At 65.3% G+C, this 19,669-nt stretch carries 16 protein-coding genes; 9 read left to right on the top strand and 7 right to left on the bottom strand.

Annotated features, from left to right (window positions below; genetic code table 11):
• The first annotated feature begins 70 nt into the window (after positions 1 to 70).
• The 7 genes from NDI76_RS18010 (at position 71) to NDI76_RS17980 (ending at position 6,902) form a co-directional block, all read left to right on the top strand.
• Positions 71 to 295 (top strand): hypothetical protein, encoded by a 225-nt coding sequence (locus NDI76_RS18010; protein WP_310925546.1) that lies wholly within the window; start codon positions 71 to 73, stop codon positions 293 to 295.
• A gap of 267 nt (positions 296 to 562) precedes the next feature.
• Positions 563 to 2,326: an ABC transporter substrate-binding protein gene (locus NDI76_RS18005; RefSeq protein ID WP_425498385.1), complete on the top strand. Its 1,764-nt coding sequence runs from the start codon at positions 563 to 565 to the stop codon at positions 2,324 to 2,326.
• A gap of 61 nt (positions 2,327 to 2,387) precedes the next feature.
• Entirely contained in the window at positions 2,388 to 3,410 is a 1,023-nt protein-coding gene (locus NDI76_RS18000) for an ABC transporter permease (protein WP_425498380.1), read from the top strand.
• Complete coding sequence (locus tag NDI76_RS17995) at positions 3,403 to 4,422, top strand: ABC transporter permease (protein ID WP_310925544.1); 1,020 nt, start codon at positions 3,403 to 3,405, stop codon at positions 4,420 to 4,422. Before NDI76_RS18000 ends, NDI76_RS17995 begins: the two co-directional genes overlap by 8 nt.
• A gap of 56 nt (positions 4,423 to 4,478) precedes the next feature.
• Entirely contained in the window at positions 4,479 to 5,516 is a 1,038-nt protein-coding gene (locus tag NDI76_RS17990) for an ABC transporter ATP-binding protein (protein WP_310925542.1), read from the top strand.
• Positions 5,509 to 6,579, top strand: coding sequence for an ABC transporter ATP-binding protein (locus tag NDI76_RS17985; protein WP_310925541.1), 1,071 nt, complete (start codon positions 5,509 to 5,511; stop codon positions 6,577 to 6,579). Before NDI76_RS17990 ends, NDI76_RS17985 begins: the two co-directional genes overlap by 8 nt.
• Before the next feature lie 95 nt (positions 6,580 to 6,674).
• A complete protein-coding gene (locus tag NDI76_RS17980; protein WP_310925540.1) occupies positions 6,675 to 6,902 on the top strand; it encodes a hypothetical protein in 228 nt (75 codons plus the stop codon).
• 391 nt (positions 6,903 to 7,293) lie between these two features.
• Here NDI76_RS17980 and NDI76_RS17975 read toward each other — a convergent pair whose 3' ends face one another.
• The 3 genes from NDI76_RS17975 to NDI76_RS17965 are packed head-to-tail and all read right to left on the bottom strand — an operon-like array spanning position 7,294 to position 9,814.
• Complete coding sequence (locus NDI76_RS17975) at positions 7,294 to 8,091, bottom strand: SDR family NAD(P)-dependent oxidoreductase (RefSeq protein WP_310925539.1); 798 nt, start codon at positions 8,089 to 8,091, stop codon at positions 7,294 to 7,296.
• Positions 8,092 to 8,146: 55 nt separating this feature from the next.
• Positions 8,147 to 8,995 (bottom strand): 2,4-diketo-3-deoxy-L-rhamnonate hydrolase, encoded by an 849-nt coding sequence (rhcF, locus tag NDI76_RS17970; protein ID WP_310925538.1) that lies wholly within the window; start codon positions 8,993 to 8,995, stop codon positions 8,147 to 8,149.
• 60 nt (positions 8,996 to 9,055) lie between these two features.
• Entirely contained in the window at positions 9,056 to 9,814 is a 759-nt protein-coding gene (locus NDI76_RS17965) for an IclR family transcriptional regulator (protein ID WP_310925536.1), read from the bottom strand.
• A gap of 107 nt (positions 9,815 to 9,921) precedes the next feature.
• On the opposite strand from NDI76_RS17965, the gene NDI76_RS17960 reads away from it, so the two are divergent.
• Positions 9,922 to 12,039, top strand: a complete 2,118-nt coding sequence (locus tag NDI76_RS17960; protein WP_310925535.1) for a beta-glucosidase — start codon at positions 9,922 to 9,924, stop codon at positions 12,037 to 12,039.
• A 40-nt stretch (positions 12,040 to 12,079) separates the two neighbouring features.
• Here the strand turns inward: NDI76_RS17960 and NDI76_RS17955 are convergent, their stop codons facing one another.
• From NDI76_RS17955 to rhcE, 4 genes are all read right to left on the bottom strand, one after another.
• A complete protein-coding gene (locus NDI76_RS17955; protein ID WP_310925534.1) occupies positions 12,080 to 15,355 on the bottom strand; it encodes a family 78 glycoside hydrolase catalytic domain in 3,276 nt (1,091 codons plus the stop codon).
• Between the two features lie 209 nt (positions 15,356 to 15,564).
• Positions 15,565 to 16,596 carry a TIGR03560 family F420-dependent LLM class oxidoreductase gene (locus tag NDI76_RS17950; RefSeq protein ID WP_310925532.1) on the bottom strand — a complete coding sequence of 344 codons (1,032 nt, stop codon included), beginning with the start codon at positions 16,594 to 16,596 and terminating at the stop codon, positions 15,565 to 15,567.
• A 2-nt stretch (positions 16,597 to 16,598) separates the two neighbouring features.
• Positions 16,599 to 17,804, bottom strand: a complete 1,206-nt coding sequence (gene rhcD / locus NDI76_RS17945) for an L-rhamnonate dehydratase (RefSeq protein WP_310925531.1) — start codon at positions 17,802 to 17,804, stop codon at positions 16,599 to 16,601.
• 131 nt (positions 17,805 to 17,935) lie between these two features.
• On the bottom strand, positions 17,936 to 18,970 hold the full coding sequence (gene rhcE, locus NDI76_RS17940) for a 2-keto-3-deoxy-L-rhamnonate dehydrogenase (RefSeq protein WP_310925530.1): 1,035 nt from the start codon (positions 18,968 to 18,970) through the stop codon (positions 17,936 to 17,938).
• Between the two features lie 177 nt (positions 18,971 to 19,147).
• Between rhcE and NDI76_RS17935 the strand changes: the two genes are divergently transcribed.
• Complete coding sequence (locus NDI76_RS17935; RefSeq protein WP_310925529.1) at positions 19,148 to 19,669, top strand: LUD domain-containing protein; 522 nt, start codon at positions 19,148 to 19,150, stop codon at positions 19,667 to 19,669.

The raw sequence follows: 19,669 nt of genomic DNA, 5'->3' as shown, positions 1-19,669 counted from the left end.
AATAAATCCGCGCCGACTGACGAACACGACCCGTCGCACGTTTGATAAGCACCGGTCGCGAAAGGCCGCCATGACCGACGCCAGTTTCGTCGACGTATTGTGCGATTTCCGCAACCAGTTTCGCCTCCTCGCGATGGTCTCGGCACTGGCGCTGGTCGTGCTAGCGGTCGCACTGCAGTTCGTCGAATCCGGAACCGCAACGTACGTCATCTCGGTCGTCCAGATAGTGACGTTCGTGATTATATTCATCGTCTCCGGTACGTTGCTCGTCGTCTGTACGCGACGCCAGACCTGATCGGAAACGCGGTCACATATCGTTCTCGGAGCATAGTTCCCTCGAAACGAACCGCATCTCGGATTTTCTGAGGCGTTCCTGCGTTGTTCGACGCCCTGCGGTCGTCCTCTCCGGTCATCCGCCCAAACCCGCGGTGAACAATAGATATATATACAGTCAGTGACACACTCTCCGATAGTGGTCATGAGCAATGACGAAAACCGCTGGAACCGGCGCGCCCTCCTGGGCGCCGGTGCCGGCATCGTATCAGCAGGACTAGCAGGATGTATGGGCGGCGACGGCTCCGGCGGCGGCGGGCAGTCCGGCGGCGAGACCGGATCGGGAACCGGCTCCGGCGGCGGGAGTTCCGGGGGCGGAAACGGGTCCGAGGAGCGATTGGACTTCGTCGGCGGGCGACAACCGACGCAGATTCAGTTCAACAAGTGGAACCTGGCGAACTTCGGTCACTCCTTCAGCACCTACTTCTGGACGCCGGTGGCGACGGCGTACTCCGACGGAACCATCGCCTCGGACTTCTTAGAGGACATCACGATAGACGGCAAGGAGATGACGCTGACGTTCCCGACGGGGTGGACGTACTGGAACGGCCGGGACGTCACGGCGAAGGACTACTACGTGGGCAGCGAAATCGACCGTCTTCAGGACCCCGAGTCGTCGAACTACGCGAGCCACGAACTGGTCGACGAGCGGACGATCAAGCGGACGTTCAAGAACGCCGTGACGCCGTCGCTGATGAAGGCGAGTCTGGTCGGAACCGCGGTCAACACGCCGCGGTGGATCTTCGAGGAGTACCTCACCCGCTACGAGGAGGCCTCGGGGTCCGACGAGCGCGACGCCGTCACGCAGGAACTGCTGAAGATGACCATCTCGACCCAGCAGTTCGTCGACGAGGGCCTCGGAAACGGTCTGTACGAGATAACGCAGTTCAACTCCGCGGAGACCATCACGCAGAAGTACGAGGACCACCCGTACGCCGACCGGACCGACATCGAGCAGACGCGCATCGTCCCCGTCGGCGACAACACGGACTCGCTGGCCACGAGCGACAAACTCGACATGGCGCTGTTCGGCTACATCAACGAACCGCAGCGCTACCCCGACAACATCAAGAACCAGTTCAAACTCAACTGGTTCAGAACTCAGAAGTTCATCCTTAACTGGAAGAACGAGCACCTCGCGAACCGCAGCGTTCGCCGGGCGCTCATCAGCGCCATCGACCTCGAAGCCATCACGAGTGCGGCCGTGCAGGCGGCTTACGTCGCCGAACCGACGCAGGTGCAGACGGGGCTTCGGTCGTCCATCCACGAAGAGTATCTCGGACAGGAGTTCGTCGACCAACTCATCAAGTACCCCGTCAACGCGGACACGGAGAAGGCGGCGCAGTACATGGAGGAGGCCGGCTACTCGAAGCAGGGCGGGACGTGGGCCAGTTCGGAGGGGAACACGGTCAGCCTCGACATCCTCACGCGCGACAACATCGGGCAGGCTCAGCCGAGCAAGTTCCTCAGCGACCAACTGAATCAGTTCGGTATCGAGACGAACCTGAACGCCGTCGGAGACAGCTACTACACGAAGCTTCAGGAGTGGGACTTCGACCTCGGGTGGGTCTGGCACGTCGCCAAGGCTCTGTGGCATCCCACCGCGTACTACTCGAACGACTTCTACGGCGTGCTAGTGGGCGACCCCGCCAGCAGCGACGACGTCGGCCCGACGGGCGTCCCGTTCGAGACGACGATTCCGAGCCAGGTCGGCGCCGAAACGGTGTCCGGGAGCGGACAGTCGATCCAGCCCGCCCAACTCATGAACGACCTCCCGGCGTCGACGTCGAAAGAGCAGGTCAAAGAGCGGACCAAGACGCTCGTGCAGTGGTTCAACTACGACCTGCCCGCCATCGTCTACATGCAGGAGAACAGCGGCTACTGGGGCGACGAGGCGAACTTCAGTTTCCCCGACGGGTCGGGCGAGCACAAGATAGACGCCAACAACCCGGGACAGCACGCGTGGATGCGCGGGTGGGTGACGCAGCGGTAACGACCGTCCCGAACGACTCCAGAAACAGTTTTAGGGAACCACATAGAAGATAATTCAAAACATGGCTACAAACTACTTGGCAAAGCGGTTCGGGCAGGCGATTCTGACCCTCGTCGCGACGGTGACGCTGTCGTTCGTGCTCTACCACGCGATGCCCGGAAGCCCGACCGAATCGCTCAAGAATGTCATCCTCTCACAGCAGGCGGGGACCGGGGGGAGCACGGTCAACCTCGAACGGCTGAACCGACTCGTCGCGCTGTACACGAACGTCCAACCCGACCAGCCGCTGTACATCCAGTTCTATCAGTACTTCAGCAGCATCATCTTTGAGCAGGACCTCGGCACCTCCATCTACGAGAACAAGCCCGTCACCGCGCTCATCTTCGAGCGGGTCCCGTGGTCGATGTTCATCAGCGTCTACGCGATGGTCGTCGGCTACTCGCTCAGCATCGTCATCGGAGCGGTGATGGCGTTCAAGGAGAAGTCGCGCTTCGACTCGGTGAGTTCCGTCGTTCTCATCGGACTCAACTCGGTGCCGTACTACATCGTCGGTATCCTCCTCATCTACTTCTTCGCCATCCAGATGTCGTGGTTCCCGTACGGGGGCCGCGTCTCCTCGAGCGTGACCGCCGGGTTCAACGTCCCGTTCATGCGCAGTATCGTCATGCACGCCGCGCTCCCGATACTCTCGATGAGCATGCTCGGACTGGGCGGCGCGCTGACCATGCGCGGCAACTCGGTCCGGGTGCTCGGCGAGGACTATCTCCGAGTCGCGAAGCTACGGGGTCTGCGCGGGTCTCGAATCGCGACGCAGTACGTGGGTCGAAACGCCATCCTCCCGATGTACACGCAGTTCATGATCGGCATCGCCGGCGTCTTCAGCAGTGCAGTCATCGTCGAACAGATCTTCTCGTACCCCGGCGTGGGACTGCTGATGTACAACGCCATCCAGACGCAGGACTACCCGCTGCTGATGGGGTCGCTCATCATCTTCACGACCGTCACCGTCGTGGCGATATTCATCGCCGACCTCACGTACGGGTTCGTCGACCCGCGCATCTCCGCAGGAGCAGACAATGAGTAACCGAGACCCCAACGATACGGTCGACCTCGAAGAGCTGTTCAACTCGTCCACGGAGCACGAACCGACGCCGATGAGCGAACGGGTCAAACGGACTCTCGACCTGACGGTCGTCGCCCCCGCCCGCGTCGCGCTGACCGACTGGCGCGCCGTCGTCGGGACGCTCATCCTGTTCGGGTTCTTCCTCGCGGGAACGGCCGGCGTCGTTCTCGTCGACCGGCCGACGAGCGGGGACGCCCCGATTCTCGCGCAACCGTTCCAGAACCCCAACTACATCCTCGGAACCGACACGTTCGGACAGCCCATCGGCGCCCAACTCATCCACGCGACGCCCGCGATGTTCAAGATGATATTCGCCGGCGCCGTCATCAGCATCGGCGTCGCGGCGCTGGTCGGCCTCCTGTCGGGATTTATGCGCGGAACGGTCGTCGACACGGTGCTGATGTCCGTCACGGACGTCGTCATCACGATTCCCGGCCTGCCGCTGGTCATCGTCCTGATGGCCATCTTCGCACCGGAGAACCCCTACATCGTCGGCGTCCTCCTCGGCCTCGACAACTGGCCGGGGCTGGCGCGGACGGTGCGCTCGCAGGTGCTCAGCATCCGCGAGGAGTCCTACGTGGAGGCCTCTCGGATAATGGGCCTCTCCACCGGGACCATCCTGCGCCGGGACCTCCTGGGGCAGTTGATGCCGTACATCACCATCAACTCCGCGCTCGCCTCCCGCCGCATCATCTTCGAGTCGGTCGGGCTGTACTTCCTCGGCATCCTCCCGTTCACGACGTTCAACTGGGGCGTGCTGATGAACCTCGCGTACAAGGGCGGGGCGCTGAACCGCCCGCAGATGCTGCACTGGCTCATCTTCCCCATGGTGACCATCTTCCTGATGTCGTTCGGCCTCGTGCTGTTCTCGCAGGGGATGGACAGCGTGTTCAACGTGCGACTCCGCGCGCGGCACGCCTCGACGACCACCGACGACAAGGCGGCGGACCAAGGGGATTCCGCGGAGATATGAGAACAGATGACGATACTACTATCAACGAGCACCCGCATGCACGCAGTAGGTGAACGATGAGCATTCGAGACGAGATATTCGAAATCCGGGACCTGAACGTGTCGTTCGAGTTGAACCGCGGCGCGTCGCGCGTCGTCAGAGACGTGGATATGGATATCCACCGGGAGGAGACGCTCGGTATCGTCGGCGAGAGCGGAAGCGGCAAGTCCATGCTCGCCTCCTCGCTGCTCAACGCCGTCGTCGAACCGGGCGTCTGTTCGGGCGAGGTGATGTACTACCCGCGGGAGGGCGACCCCGTGTCGGTATTAGAGCTCTCCGAGTCGGAACTCAAGCGGTTCCGCTGGGAGGAGGTCGCCATGGTGTTCCAGGGGGCGATGAGTTCGCTCAACCCCGTGATGCGGGTTCGCGCGCACTTCCGGGAGACGCTGCAGGACCACGGCCGCGACATCCCGGCCGGTCTCGAACGCGCCCGCGAACTGCTCGAAAGCGTCTACCTCGACCCCGATAGGGTCATGGACGCCTATCCGCACGAACTGAGCGGCGGGATGAAACAGCGCGCGCTCATCGCGCTGAGTCTCATCCTCGAACCGGAGGTGCTCGTGATGGACGAACCGACCGCGGCGCTGGACCTGTTGATGCAGCGCTCCATCGTCTCCCTGCTCGACGACCTCCAGGAGGAACACGACCTGACCATCGTGTTCATCACGCACGACCTCCCCTTGCTGACGAAAATCGCCGACCGCCTCACAGTCATGTACGCCTTCCAACTCATCGAGAGCGGGACGGTCGACGAGTTGCTCTACAACTCGTCGCACCCCTACACGCGCGCCCTGCTCGCCGCGACGCCGGACCTGAACGTCCCCGTCGACGAGATGCACGCCATCGCGGGGTCGAAGCCCGACCCGGTCGACCGGATTTCGGGCTGTTCGTACCACCCTCGATGTCCCATCGCAGACGAACACTGCCGGACCTCCGAGCCGCCGATGGCGACGGTCAGCGAGACCCACGAGGCGGCCTGTTTCTACCACGAGAAGGCGCAAGAGGCCGTTCCGTTGCGCGGCGACTCGATGCAAGAGGAGGCGGTCCATGAGTAGCACCGGGTCCGACCCGGTCGTCTCGGTGGAGGACGTTACCGTCGAGTTCGACAACAGCGGCGGGATGTTGGGCTTCTTCGACAACACGAACCCGGTCAGAGCCGTCAACGACGTGTCGCTGGACATCGGTGAACGCGAAATCGTGACGCTCATCGGTGAAAGCGGGTGCGGGAAGTCGACGCTCGGCAAGACGGCCATCGGCGTGCAGAAGCCGACCAGCGGAGCCGTGCGGTATCGGGGACAGGACATCTGGGAGGCCAAGAGCAGCGGTAAGAACGCCTCGGTTCCGTTCTCGGAGATACGACACGCCCTGCAGATCATCCACCAAGACCCCGGGAGCGCGCTGAATCCGAACCAGCGCGTCATCACGTCGCTGTCGCTGCCGCTGAAGAAGTGGAACCCGGACATGAGTCGCGAGCGTCGCGAGGAACGGATCCACGCGATGTTCGAACGCGTGGGGATGACGCCGCCGGGCGACTTCCTCAACCGCTACCCGCACCAGCTATCGGGCGGGGAGAAACAGCGGGCGGTGCTGGTCCGCGCGATGCTCCTCAATCCCGACCTCATCCTCGCCGACGAGGCCATCAGCGCGTTGGACGTCTCGCTACGGGTCGAGATGATGGACCTGATGCTCGAACTGCAGGACATTTTCGACACGTCGTACCTGTTCATCAGCCACGACCTCTCGAACGCCCGATACATCGCCGAGAAGTCGGGCGGTCGAATCGCCGTGATGTACCTCGGAGAAATCGTCGAAATCGGCGGCGTCGACGAGATAATCGAGAACCCGCAACACCCGTACACGAAGGCGCTCCGCTGGGCGACGCCGAACCTCTTCGACGACCGGGACGAGGAGGAGTTCCCCATCCGAGAGATAGACGTTCCGGACCCGAGGAACCTGCCGAGCGGCTGTAACTTCCACCCGCGGTGTCCGGAGGCCAGAGAGGTCTGTCAGCGCGAACACCCCGGCGAGATAACGACGGGGGCGGGCGAGCACCTCTGTCGGTGCTTCCGCGCGGACGACACCCACGAGTACTGGAACAGCCCGGACCTCCACGACTGACTCGGTCGCTCGGCCGCTACTTCTCCGCTCCTCGACGGTTCTCTCGCCCGCCGGACGGCGTAACACGTATGTAGTGGGAGAACACACGTCGAAGCATGTCGAACGCGACGTCATCGCGCCCCGAGGGGCAGACCGGGCTACCCGTTCCGAAGAGCATGCTGTTTTGGACCTGCATCGGTCTGGCGGTCATCCTATTCGTCCTCGGGATGTTCGTCTTCACGGGACCCGCCGCCGGAATCGCCGGCGTCTGGGGAGCGAGCCTGCTGGTCGGGTCGCTCGTCGGGTACGCCGGATATCTCGTCTGGTATCGCTTCGGCGCCTGAACCGGCCGTTACCGTCTCGGCGACGCTCGCACTGGACGAACTGAGTGCGGGGAGGGAGATTCCGAAGGCGTCCGTGTCGCGCCACGAGCGAACGGGAGTTCGGTCGGTAGCCGAGAGAGCGCCGGTCACGCAGTAGTCACTGCCGTCGAAGCCCGCACCGCTTCGGAGGGCTTCGAAAGGAACGAGTGTCCGATATTACCGGACAAAGGTAACGTGAATATCCGACGTTTCGCCCGGAAACGGGCGGGGGAGAGAGACTACGACGTCGAGGAAAATTACAGAAGTAGTGGTGTGACGATTTCGGTGCGCGCCTTCCGAAATGTGCGCTCCGAGGAGGATACTCCGTTCGGTGGTCCGACGATAGCGGACATTCGTCGGAGGGAGAGTGCGGTCACTTGCTGAGATACCCACCGTCGACGGCGATGGACTCGCCCGTCATCCACTCGCCCTCCGCCGAGAGGAGAAGGGCGACGACGTGTCCGACCTCCTCGGGACGGCCCATCCGGTCGAGCACGTGGTCGTCGAGGGCGTCGGCGAGCACCTCCTCGCGGGTCTTCTCGGACTGTTCGGCGTGTTCGTCGAGCCACGCTTCGACCATCGGCGTCTCGACGGTCCCCGGTTTGACGGCGTTGACGGTGATTCCGTGGTCGCTCAGTTCCTTCGCCAGAACGGACGTGAACGCCAGCACGGCGGCCTTCGAGGCGCCGTACGCGCCCTGTCCGGGGAACGGACGCTCCGCGCCCACCGAGGAAACGTTCACGATGCTCCCGGCGACGCCGTTGTCGACCATCGAGACGGCGACGGCCTTCGAGACGAGAAACGTCCCCTTGGCGTTCACGTCGAAGTGTGCGTCCCACTCGGCCTCGCTCGTCTCCAAGAGGGGAATCGCTCGCTGGATACCCGCGTTGTTCACGAGGCCGCATATCGGGCCGAGTTCGTCCGTCGCCGATTGGACGGCGGCCTCGACGGCCGATTCGTCCGTCACGTCCACCTCGTACACTGCCGCCTCGGACCCCGTCTCGCGGACGAGCGAGGCGGTCTCCGCTGCGACGTCCGGTTTCGTGTCGAAGACGGTCACGTCCGCGCCGGCGCGGGCGCAGCGAACCGCGATGCCGCGTCCGATACCCTGCGCGCCGCCGGTCACGACCACGTGTCTGTCGCTCAGACGGTCGTCTGTCTGCGTCGTCATACTCCCACTAGCGCGAGCGGCTACAAATAGGTACGCGGATCGCCCCGCGTCTCCGTTACTCTCGTTCGGCGACGACGGGGTTCGTCAGCGTCCCGATGCCCTCGACTTCGATTTCGACGGAGTCGCCGGGTTCGAGCAGTTCGGGCGGGTCGCGGAAGATGCCGACGCCGCCGGGCGTTCCCGTCGAGATGACGTCGCCGGGTCGCAGCGTCGTGATTCCGCTGATGTACTCGACGACCTCTCCCACGTCGAAGATGAACTCCTCGGTGTTCGACTCCTGTTTCGTCTCGCCGTTGACGCGGCAGGCCACGTCGAGTTCGTTCGGGTTCAACTCGCCCTCGGGCACCAGCGTCGGCCCCATGGGGGCAAACGTGTCGTAGCTCTTCCCGCGGAAGAACTGCTCGTCCTCGAACTGGGCGTCGCGTGCGCTCACGTCGTTCACGGCGGTGTAGCCGGCGACGTACTCGGAGGCGTCCTCCGCGGAGACGTGTTTGGCCGTCCGGCCCATCACGATACCCAACTCGACTTCGTAGTCGACCTGGTCGACGTCGGCGGGGTGGACGATGGGGTCCTCGGGGTTCGTCACCGACGTATCGGATTTCCCGAACAGAAGCGGTCGCTCGGGTATCTCTTCGTCCTGCTCTTCGGCGTGGTCGTGGTAGTTGAGGCCGACGCAGACGATTTTCCCCGGACGCGGGACCGGCGCGAGGAATTTCGCTTCTGACGCCGGAATCGCCTCGTCCTCGGCGGCCTCGACGGCGTCCTCGACGAGGCGGAGGAAGCCGGGACTTGTGAGGTTCTCGTAGGAAACCTCCTCTCGGAGTCCGGCCAGCGGTACAATGTCGTCGTCGCGGCGGACGCCCCACTGCGGTGCGCCGCCGTTCGTGTATCGGACGAGTTGCATCGTGCGTGAGTGCCACCGGGCGGTACCTAACTGTTGTGCTCCCGGGTCGGAGCGTTCGGGTCAGGAGTAGGTGAGGTTCACCTCGACGACGTTCGCGCTCCGGAGAATCTGCTCGGGGACCTCTTCGGTGAAACGCTGCTCGCGCATCCGGCTCTTGGGTCCGGAGACGCTGACGGCCGCGATGGCGTACCCCTCCTCGTCGGTTATCGGCGCGGCGACGCAGCGCATTCCCTTGACGCGTTCCTCGTCGTCGTAGGCGTACCCGCGCGCTCGGACCTCCTCTAAGACCTCGAACAGTTCCTCTCTGTCGGTTATCGTGCTGTCGGTGACCTGCGGCAGGCCGTGTCTGTCGAGTATCGCCTCCACCTCCTCGCGCGGTCGGTTGGCCATGATGGTCTTGCCGAGCGCCGTCGTCTGGAGGGGGACGCGCATCCCGGCGTGCGTGTCCAACTGGACGGCGTCGGGGCCGCGAGAGCGGTAGAGGAACACGCCCATCCCGTGCTCTTCGATCATCAGATTCGCGTGTTCGCCGGAGGTCTGCGCGAGTTGGTTTATCTCCGGGCGGGCTATCTTGAATACCTTCTTGCGCGAGCGCGCTTGGTCGCCCAACTGGAGAAAACGCGTGCTGACGTGGTAGGTGTCACCCTCCTTGATGAGATACTCCTCCCGTTCGAGCGTGCGGAGGTGGTCGTGCACGGTGCTCGTCGGCTTGTCGAGTCGCTGTGCGACCTCCGAGACGCCCGCCCCGTCGAGCTCCCGCAGGAGTTCGATGAGCTCGAAGGAGACTTTGACCGCCTTGATGGGTGCCGTGCCTGCCATAGTCTCTATCACTATTGTTTCGATAAAAGCTTTCCGCCATCGTCGGACGGAGTTGACGAAGCGCGACCAGAATATTAATCGGGCGAGTACTCGAATCCGAAGTAACCATGACGAACCCCAGCGGACGCGTGGAAGAGTTGGTCGGCGCGCTCACGCGCGAGGAGAAGGTGAGCCTCGTTCACGGCGCCGTGGACCCCGAACGAACCGCGACGGGATACCTACCGGGCGTCGAACGGCTGGACATACCCGAACTGAAACTGGTCGACGGCCCCCTCGGCGTTCGCGTTCCCGGTCAGACCGCGACGGCGTTTCCGGCCGCTATCGCCCTCGCGGCGACGTTCGATTCCGAACTCGCCGGACGCCAGGGCGTCGCGATGGGCCGCGAGGCGAAGGCGCGAGGACAGGACTCGATACTCGGTCCCGGCCTGAACCTGATTCGCGTCCCCCACTGCGGGCGGAACTTCGAGTACTACTCGGAAGACCCCGTGCTGACCGCCGACTTCGCCGCGACCGCGGTGGAGGGCATCCAGTCCGAGGACGTCATCGCGACGCCGAAGCACTACGTCGCCAACAATCAGGAGACGAAACGACTCCGCGTCAGCGCCGAGATGAGCGAGCGGACGCTCCGAGAACTCTATCTCCCCGGCTTCCGGGCGGCCGTCGAGGCAGGCGCGGGGTCGGTGATGACCTCGTACAACCGCGTCAACGGGACGCACATGAGCGACCACCGCCGCCTGCTCACCGACGTCCTCAAAGAGGAGTGGGGCTTCGACGGCTACGTCGTCTCCGATTGGTTCGGGACGAACAGCGTCGCCGGGTCGGCGAACGCCGGTCTCGACCTGGAGATGCCGGGCATCACCTTCGAGGAGTTGAAGGACGCCTTCCAGATGGATCCCGACACCGACCTGTTCGAAGACGCCGACGGGGAGGCGCTTCCGGGCCCCGACGCAAAGGCGGGGCTGTTCGCCGCCTCACTGGAGGAGGCCGTCGAGTCGGGCGAGGTTCCGGAGTCCCGCCTCGACGACATGGTGACGCGCATCCTGCGACAGATGGAGCGCGTGAGCCTCTTAGACGGTGAACGCGACGACGGCGCCGTCGACACGCCCGAACACCGGTCGCTCGCCGAGACCATCGCCGCGCGGGCGACCGTCCTCTTGGAGAACGACGGCGTCCTCCCGCTCGACGCCAACGCGGACGTGGCCATCCTCGGTCCAGGCGCCGAAGACGCGATGCTCGGCGGCGGCGGGTCCTCGGAAGTCGAATCGGCGCGCGAGACGCCGACGCTCGACGGGATTCGAGCGCGCTCGGAGGGCACCGTCGAGTACGCACAGGGCGTCGCGAGGATACGGACGCCGTCGTTCTTCGACCACGAGTCGGAGGAGGAACCCGAGACCGGAGACGACGAACCGAGTCTCGACGAGGCCGTCGAACGCGCCGCCGAGGCGGACGTCGCCGTCGTCGTCGTCCGGGACGCGAACTCCGAGGCCGAGGACCGCGAGAGCCTCCGTCTACCCGGCGAGCAGGACGAACTGGTCGAAGCGGTCGCCGCGGCGAACGACCGGACGATCGTCCTCGTCCAGTCCGGCGGCCCCGTCGAGATGCCGTGGCGCGAGGACGTCGCCGCCGTCGCGGTGACGTGGTACCCCGGACAGGCCGACGGCGACGCCGCCGCGGCGGTGCTGTACGGCGACGCCGACGCCGCGGGTCGCCTCCCGGTGACGTTCGCGCCCGAGGGGTCGTACCCGGCGAACACCGAGGAGCGGTTCCCCGGCGTCGACTACAAAGCGGACTACGACGAGGGCGTGTTCGTCGGCTACCGCCACTTCGACGCCGCCGAGGAGAAACCGACGTACCCGTTCGGCCACGGTCTCTCCTACGCGGAGTTCGCGTACGGCGACGCCGAGATGGCCGGAGAGTCGACGGTCGAGGTCGAGGTGGAGAACGTCTCCGACCGCGACGGCCGCGAAGTCGTGCAGGCGTACGTCGCGGCACCGGCCGTCGACGGCGTCGACAGACCCGAACGCGAACTCGCGGGCTACGCCGCCGTGGAACTCGCCGCGGGCGAGTCGACGACGGTGAGCGTCTCGCTGGACGAACTGGCGTTCCGCCGCTACGACGAGGATGAGGACGAAGACGGGGGCTGGACGACCGACGACGGGGAGTACGCCGTCGAGGTCGGTCGGTCCTCGCGCGATATCCGGACGCGGACGAGCGTCATGCGGTAAGGCGAAAGAAGGGCCGACGGACCGGTCGTCGGTCGCCCGGTTATTCGGCGACTGAGAAGGAGTACGACCCGGCGCCGACGTCGAGGACCACGTCGTCGCCGTCCCGTTCGACGGCGGAGACCCCGTCGGGAGCGCCCTCGGTGACGTCGTCACCCGACTCCGTCACCGACGCGCCGGCGGCGTCCGGAAGCCGAACGGTCGCACTCCCGTTCCACGGCACCGTTACGTCGAGTTCGTAGCTCTCCTCCTCGCGTTCCCACTCGACGGCCAACTCGCCGGCCGACGTGTCGACGCTCGCGGAGACCCACTCCAAGTCGTCGACCAGCGACGGTTCGACGGTCACGTGGTCGGTGACGGGTTCGTCGCCCAGTTTGATGCCCGCCAGGACCTCGTAGAAGAACTCCGAGACGTGCGTGTACGGCGAGTGGTTCAGCGAGTTCATCCCCGACCCGACGCTCTCGTCGGAGTTCCACCGCTCCCACATCGTCGTCGCGCCGTTGCGCGCCATGTACACCCACCCCGGCTGTTCGGGTTGGCTCACCACGTCGTAGGCGAGTTCGTCGTAGCCGTGGTTGGCGAGCGTGTGGATCAGAGGTCGCGTCCCGAGGAATCCGGTCTTCAGCTTTCGTCCGTCCGAGCGCACCTTCTCCGCGAGGTTCGACGCGACGGCGTCGACGGCCGACTCGGGGACCATCCCGAGGAACAGGGGGACGGCGTACGACGACTGCGTCCCCGGCCCGTAGACGTTCTCCTCGGCGTCGAAGAACCGGTCGTTGAACCGGGTCTTGATGTGTTCGGCGCGTTCGCGGTAGTTCTCCGCGTCCGCCTCGCTGCCGACGACGTCGGCAATCTTCGCGAACGTATCCGTCACCTGATAGCAGAACGCGGTGTTGTAGAGGTCGTGCGGGAGTCCACGCCGGCCGTCGGCGTTCTCGAACGTCAGCCAGTCGCCGAACTTCCCGTACTCGTCGGTGACGATGCCGTCCTCGCTCACGTCGTACCAGTAGTCGAGGTAATCGCGCATCCCCTCGTACTGCTCGCGGAGCAGTCGCTCGTTCCCGTCGTGGAGGTAGAGATACCACGGAATCATCACGCGCGTTATCGACCACGTGGGGTCGGCGGGGTCCTCCTGGTTCTTGTTCGGGATGACGTCGGGGACGTAGCCCATCGGAGACGCCGCGTCGTCGTGGTCTCGCGCCCACTTCTCGTCGAACCGGACGGCGTCGAAGTTGAACAGCAGCGACCGCGTCGAGATGTGCGCGTCGCCGGTCCAGCCGAACCGCTCGTCCCGTTGCGGGCAGTCCTCCGGGATGGAGTGGGTGTTGCTCCGGAGGCCCCACACCGAGTTGTGCTGGAGTTGGTTCAGGTCGTCGTTCGAGCAGGCGAACTCCCCGCGTCGGTCCATCGCCGTGTGGACGGCCTTCGCCGTCACGTCGCTCGAGTCGAGGTCGCCGGGGTAGCCGCTCACCTGCGCGTACCGGAAGCCGTGGTAGGTGAACCGCGGTTCGTACGTCTCCGTCGCGTCGCCGCGGGCGAGGTAGGTGTCCGTCGCGTCCGCGGTGCGGAGGTCCGTCGTCGAGAGGTCGCCGTCCTCGGTGAGCGCCTCGGCGTGTCTGAGCGTCACCTCGTCGCCGGCGTCCGGGTCGCGGACGGTGAGTTCGAGCCACCCGGTGAGGTTCTGGCCGAAGTCGAGGATGGGTCCGTTCGGATGGTCGTGGACCTCCTGGACCTCGAACGCGTCGACGACGCCCATCGATTGGATGCGCTCCGGACGCAGCGTCCCGCCGGGGGCGTCGACCACCGCCGCACCGTCCCAAGAATCGTCGTCGAACGCCGGCGAGGCCCACCCGTCGAATTCGCGTCTCGCGTCGTACCGCTCGCCGTTGTAGATGTCGTTCTCTCGGATGGGGCTCGCGGCCGCCCGCCAACTGCCGTCGGTGGCGAGGCGCCGTTCGGTTCCGTCCTCGAACTCAACAGAGAGCGTGGCCCGACCCCGCGGAGAGCCGTCGTTCACCCAGTAGGCGTGCGTCTTCGAGAACCACCCGCGCCCGAGCCACAGACCGAGGGCGTTCTCACCCTCCGTGAGTCGGTCGGTGACGTCGTGGCTGGAGTAGAGCACCCGCCGCTCGTAGTCGGTCCAGGCGGGGTCGAGGACGCCGTCGCCGACCTTCTCGCCGTTCACGTAGAGTTCGCCGTAGCCGACCGCCGCGACGTGGATGCGCGCGGACCGAACCGGTTTGTCGAGCGTGAGTTCGGTCCGGAGCAGCGGGGAGGTCGACCCGACGGTCGAGCGCGTGTGACCGTTGACGAGATGTCCGCGACCCCACGTGCCGGACTCGACCGTCGAGGACGCCTCGACGGCGCCGTCGCGCGCGAGTTCGTTCCCGTTCAAGTCACGGACCGTGAGCCCCGCGAGGGCGAAGCACCGCCAGGCGTTCTCGGACTGCACTGTGCGCTCTGCAGAATCATCTTCCCGAAACGGCGACTCGACCAGCGGACTGATCTCGAAGAGGTCCGTCGCGGTCACCCGGACGTACCGACCGTCGACGTCGAGGTGGTCGTGCGTCGCCGAGGACACTGTCTCGTTTCCCGCGTTTCGTCCCTCACCTTGGGTGACGACGCTCTTGGAGTCCGACGGGTCGCTGACGACCGTCGCGTTCTCGAAGTCGGGCGAGTCGCTCACCTCGATACGGTAGCCGTCCGGGAACCCGAACCCGGCGAGCGGGTTCTCCCGCCACGACATCGTCACGACGGTGTCGTCCGGCGTCCGCATGATGTCGACGGGTTCGGCGGGGTGAAGACCGACGGTGTCGATCGAACGACGCTCTCCGAGGTCGACCTGTACCCACTCCTCGCCGTCCCATCTCTCGTCTCGCCACTGACTTCGCCACCCGTTCGAGTCTCCCCCTTCGGGTTGGTGACTGATCCACTCGCCGCGCCAGTCTTCGGGTTCGAGGGCCGTCGAGAACCGCGCGGGGTCCGCCCACCCGGTCTCTCCGGCGTCGGTCCAGAGCTTCACCGACCAGTGGTACGTCGCGTCGGAGTCCAACTGCGGTCCGTCGTAGGCGACGTTCGTCGCCCGCCCGTCGTCGACGCGGCCGGAGTCCCACGTGCCGCCTCGGCCCGCTTCGACGGCCGAGCGGTCGCGGCCGACGACCACTCGGTAGGCGCGCTGTTTCCCTCCGCGTCGGTCGGTCCCACCCCGCCAGGCGAACCGCGGCGTCTCCGTCGGGTCGACGTTCTCCGGCGATTCTTCGTACTCGACGCGAAGGCCCGTCGGAAGGTGTCGATGTGTTGCCCCGTCGTGTGTGACCATACGAGATGACTCCGCGGCGGTCGGACTAAAGTGTCCCTGTCGAATCAGGACGGACGGCGAAGGAGCGTTCTCGGGGACGGAGCGCCAGGTCCTCCTGCGCCGAGGCGGTCCGCGCTCTCTGGAGCGAACATGCCGTGCTATCCGAGGAGAACGTGGAGAACTACGGGGCGGTACAGAGAGAGGGACGAGAAGAGATTCGGCGCCGAAGCCTACCGGAACTCGGGTATCACTTCGTCGGCGAACAACTCCATCCCGTCCGTCGCCGGGAAGTCGAGGAACCAGCCCTGGAACTTCGTCACGCCGACGTCGATACGCCGCTGGATGGCCTCGGCGCACTCCTCGGGCGTGCCCACGACGAAGTACTCGCGGGCGTCCTCGATGGTCTCGATGGGCGCTTGGTCCTGGTACTCCTCTTCGAACTGGATGGGGAGCATCAGGTCGAGCAGTTCGTCGCGCGTCTCCTCGTCGCGCGTGCAGATAACGTGCCCGTCCCACGAGTACTCGATGTCGTCGGGGTCGCGACCGACCGTCTCGCAGTGGCCCTCGATGACGCCGATTTTGTGCTCCAACGTGTCGACGTCGCCGTTGAAGACGTCCGTGTTCCACACGTCGGCATGCTTGGCGACGAGTTTGAGCGTCACCTCCTCGCCCTGTCCGCCGACGAGGATGGGCGGATGGGGGTCCTGCACCGGCGGGGGCGCGCAGGGGGCATTCTCTATCTGATAGTGGTCGCCGTCGAAACTCGCACCCTCGCCGCCGGCCTCCCACATGCGCTTCATCAGGCGGATGGACTCGTCGAGGCGCATCAGGCGCTCGAAGCCGCCCCGGTACTCCCAGCCGTAGGCGTCGTACTCGGGTTCGTGCCACCCGGCGCCGAGACCGAGTTCGAGTCTGCCGCCCGAAATCACGTCCAGCGTCGCCGCCATCTTGGCGAGGAGGGCGGGATTTCGGTAGTCGTTGCAGAGCACGAGCGACCCGACGTTCACGTCCTCGGTGAAGCCCGCGATGGCCGAGAGGAGCGTCCACACCTCGTACTCGGCGCTGTCGCGGCCGAGCATGAGGTGGTCGGGCGCCCACACGGCGTCGAATCCTAGCTCTTCGGCCGTCTCGACGCCCATCTTGGTCGTCTCCCAGTCGAGCGACTCGTACCGGGGCGTGTCGCGGTGGACCGGGTCGGTGCCCGACTCGGGCGCGCCGGCGAAGACGGGGACGTTGTACTCGAATTTGATGTCTCCGCTCATGATCACTCCACGGCGAAGTGTTCGAGCGCCTCGTGGTTCAACTGCGTGCTGAGACCGGGTTCGTCGGGCAGCGGAATCGAACCGCCCTCGGGAGAGGGCGGGTTCTGGAAGATGGCGTCGGCGTACGTCGACTCCTTTTCCTCCTGCTGCTCTTGGAACCACTCGGGCGTCGGGAAATACTCCGCCATCGGCATGTTCGTGTGCCCCGCGATGGCGTGCAGCGTCGGATTCGTCCCGGCGTGGGGAATCACCGGCACGTCGTGGACCTCCGCCATGTCCGCGACCTTCTGAAGCTCCGTGATTCCGCCGACGCGACCGACGTCGGGTTGGAGGATGTCCACGGCCTCCCGTTCGAGCAGGTCCTCGTGCCCCCAGCGCGTGAACTCGTGCTCGCCGCCGGAGATGGGCATCGGGGCGGCCTCTCGGACCTCGGCGTAGCCCCTGATGTCGTCGGCGATAACCGGCTCTTCGACCCACGCCATGTCGTACTTCGAGAGGCGCTGGGTCATCTTCTTGGCGTACTTGACCGACCAGCCCATATACGCGTCGCCCGCGATGTCGATGTCGTCCCCGACGGCGTCCCGGACGGTGCTGACTATCTCCTCGTTTTTCTGCATGCCGGCGCGGCCGTCCTCGGGTCCGTGGAGGAAACGCAGTTTCATCGTGTCGAAGCCCGCTTCGGCGTACTCGATGGCTTCGCGCTCCAGCGTCTCCATGTCGACGGGGTGGAGGTTCGACGCGTAGGCGGGGATGTCCGTCTTCGTCGGGCCGCCGAGCAGTTCGTAGACGGGCTTGCCGGCCTCCTTCCCGGCGATGTCCCACAGCGCCTGGTCAACGGCGCTGATGGCCATGACGGCGACGCCTTTCCGCCCGAAGGGTAGCGTCGCGCGGTACATCTGCTCCCAGAGGTGTTCGCGCCGCATCGGGTCCTCGCCGTGGACGATCTTCGAGAGCGTCTCCTCGACGACGGTGGCGATGGCGCCGGTGCCCCAGTTCCCGACGCCGATGCCGGTGATGTCCGCGTCGGTCTCGATTTCGACGACGACGTCTCCCACCGGACCCATCCACTTCCGGCGGGCCTGCGGGTTCTCGCCGTCGACGTTGCGGTACTCGTCGTACTTCGACATGATGGTGACGAGGGGGAACTCGATGAACTCGCCCCACGACTCGTTGCTGACTTTCGTCGCTGAAACGTCTGTTATCTCCATGGTTCGTGCGGTTACTCGCACGTCCACTCGGGAACGTATAGTATTTTCCGTCGGAGACCGGACGACGGCGCGGCGAAGAAGCGTCTACTCGGGCGCTCGGGACGACGAGATGAGCGGCGAAATGGGGACGCTCAGTAGTCGAACTGGAACACCGGCTTACAGGTCTCGGACCCGAGGAACGCCTCGAAGGCGGACGCCGGGTCGTCGACGCTGTAGGAGGTGTCGAGTATCTTGTCGACGGCTATCTCGCCGCGTTCCATCAGGCGGAGCGCCTGCTCGAAGTTCGTCCATGTCGACCCGTAGGAGGTGTCGACGGATATCTCGCCGCGGACGACGGGAGTGAGACTGACCTCGCTCGTGTCATTGGGGATGCCGACGACGACGACCTGTCCGCCCTTCCGGGTGACTTCGGTGGCCGTTCCGACGCCCGTGTGGTGGCCCGTCGCGTCGAACACCACGTCGAACCCGACGCCGTCGGTGAGCGAGTCGACGTAGTCGTCGATGCCCGTCTCGGACTGCACGTTCACCGTCTCGATACCCAACTCCTCGACGAGCGGAAGTCGATATCTCGTGTCCTGTTCGAGTCCCGAGACGACGACGTTCGCGCCGAGGGAGTCCGCGACGGCGGCGACGAGGACGCCGATGGGTCCCGGCCCCTCCACGAGGACGTTGTCGCCGGGCGTCGCATTCGACCGCGTGAGGACGGCGCGCGTGGCGATGCTCGTCGGTTCGGTGATGGCCGCGTGGTCGAGCGGTACGGCGTCGGGGACGGCGTGGACGTGTTCGGGCGCCACGGTGACGTACTCGGTGTAGGCGCCATCGCGGTGCATCCCCGTGATGGAGAAGTTCTGACAGACGTTCGGCTGTCCGTTCTTACACTGGAAGCAGTGTCCGCAGTCGTGTATCGGTTCCTCGACGACTTTCTGACCCTCGACGAATCCCTCGACGTCCGTCCCGATTTCGACGACTTCGCCGGAGTACTCGTGGCCCATCACCCGCGGGATGGGAATCCACTCGTACCCGCCGTCGTACTTGTACGCGTGCGCGTCGCTGCCGCAGAGGCCGGCCGTGTGTACTTTCACGAGCAGTTCGTCTGCCGCCGGAGAGGGGGCGTCTCGCTCCTGTGTCTCCACGGAACGGGGCCCAGTTTGAACGATTGCTTTCATAGTTGCTGGTAGAGTTCGGCTTACTCGACTCAGTAAAGCCATACAGGTATGTAGGCTAATAATTTTGGGTAGCCGGGATAGCGTCGGGGAACCGCTCCGAACGTCTCGTCGGCCGGCGGCGCCCCAAATGCCGCAACCCAAACTAAATAGTCGCGTGGTGCCTGCGTTGGCGTACCGATGTCCGCAGCCACGCTTTCGCGGTTCGAGTCCGCGCTGAAGGAGTTGGACGTGACCGTGAGTCGCGTCGGGAGGGAGGAGTTTCGAGCGCACGTTGAGGAAGTCGTGCGACCGCACGCCGTCGGCGTCGACCTGACGGAGACGTTCGACGACCCGGCGCTGTCGCTCGAAGAGACGTCCGTCGAAGTCGACCCCGCGCCCGCGACGCTCCGGGAGGCGAAGACGGGCGTGACGGGCGCGACGCTCGGTATCGCCGACTACGGGTCCGTCGTGCTCACCGCCACCGACCGCGCGAGCGAACTGGCGAGCCTGTTCGTCGAGCGCCACGTCGCCGTGATTCGCGCCGAGGACGTCGAGGCGGACATGGCGTCGGCCGTCGACGCGCTGGGAATCCAGCTTCGCGAGACGGGCGGGAGCGCGGTCATCGCCACCGGGCCGAGTTCGACGGCGGATATGGGCGCGTTGGTGAAGGGAGCGCACGGCCCCCGCGAGGTTCACGTCGTCGTCGTGGAGGAGAAGTGA

The sequence above is a fragment of the Halogeometricum sp. S1BR25-6 genome (assembly GCF_031624495.1).
Taxonomy (GTDB): domain Archaea; phylum Halobacteriota; class Halobacteria; order Halobacteriales; family Haloferacaceae; genus Halogeometricum; species Halogeometricum salsisoli.
This window is presented reverse-complemented; position numbering and strand designations above follow the sequence as displayed.

What these genes read in the sequence shown, in the direction of transcription:
- NDI76_RS17965 (WP_310925536.1), bottom strand. Translation starts at nt 9,814, where the DNA reads ATGGCAGGCACGGCACCCATCAAGGCGGTCAAAGTCTCCTTCGAGCTC.
- NDI76_RS17995 (WP_310925544.1), top strand. Translation starts at nt 3,403, where the DNA reads ATGAGTAACCGAGACCCCAACGATACGGTCGACCTCGAAGAGCTGTTC.
- NDI76_RS18005 (WP_425498385.1), top strand. Translation starts at nt 563, where the DNA reads ATGGGCGGCGACGGCTCCGGCGGCGGCGGGCAGTCCGGCGGCGAGACC.
- NDI76_RS17950 (WP_310925532.1), bottom strand. Translation starts at nt 16,596, where the DNA reads ATGAGCGGAGACATCAAATTCGAGTACAACGTCCCCGTCTTCGCCGGC.
- NDI76_RS17955 (WP_310925534.1), bottom strand. Translation starts at nt 15,355, where the DNA reads ATGGTCACACACGACGGGGCAACACATCGACACCTTCCGACGGGCCTT.
- NDI76_RS17975 (WP_310925539.1), bottom strand. Translation starts at nt 8,091, where the DNA reads ATGACGACGCAGACAGACGACCGTCTGAGCGACAGACACGTGGTCGTG.
- NDI76_RS18000 (WP_425498380.1), top strand. Translation starts at nt 2,388, where the DNA reads ATGGCTACAAACTACTTGGCAAAGCGGTTCGGGCAGGCGATTCTGACC.
- NDI76_RS17935 (WP_310925529.1), top strand. Translation starts at nt 19,148, where the DNA reads ATGTCCGCAGCCACGCTTTCGCGGTTCGAGTCCGCGCTGAAGGAGTTG.
- NDI76_RS18010 (WP_310925546.1), top strand. Translation starts at nt 71, where the DNA reads ATGACCGACGCCAGTTTCGTCGACGTATTGTGCGATTTCCGCAACCAG.
- NDI76_RS17985 (WP_310925541.1), top strand. Translation starts at nt 5,509, where the DNA reads ATGAGTAGCACCGGGTCCGACCCGGTCGTCTCGGTGGAGGACGTTACC.
- NDI76_RS17990 (WP_310925542.1), top strand. Translation starts at nt 4,479, where the DNA reads ATGAGCATTCGAGACGAGATATTCGAAATCCGGGACCTGAACGTGTCG.
- NDI76_RS17960 (WP_310925535.1), top strand. Translation starts at nt 9,922, where the DNA reads ATGACGAACCCCAGCGGACGCGTGGAAGAGTTGGTCGGCGCGCTCACG.
- rhcF (WP_310925538.1), bottom strand. Translation starts at nt 8,995, where the DNA reads ATGCAACTCGTCCGATACACGAACGGCGGCGCACCGCAGTGGGGCGTC.
- NDI76_RS17980 (WP_310925540.1), top strand. Translation starts at nt 6,675, where the DNA reads ATGTCGAACGCGACGTCATCGCGCCCCGAGGGGCAGACCGGGCTACCC.
- rhcD (WP_310925531.1), bottom strand. Translation starts at nt 17,804, where the DNA reads ATGGAGATAACAGACGTTTCAGCGACGAAAGTCAGCAACGAGTCGTGG.
- rhcE (WP_310925530.1), bottom strand. Translation starts at nt 18,970, where the DNA reads ATGAAAGCAATCGTTCAAACTGGGCCCCGTTCCGTGGAGACACAGGAG.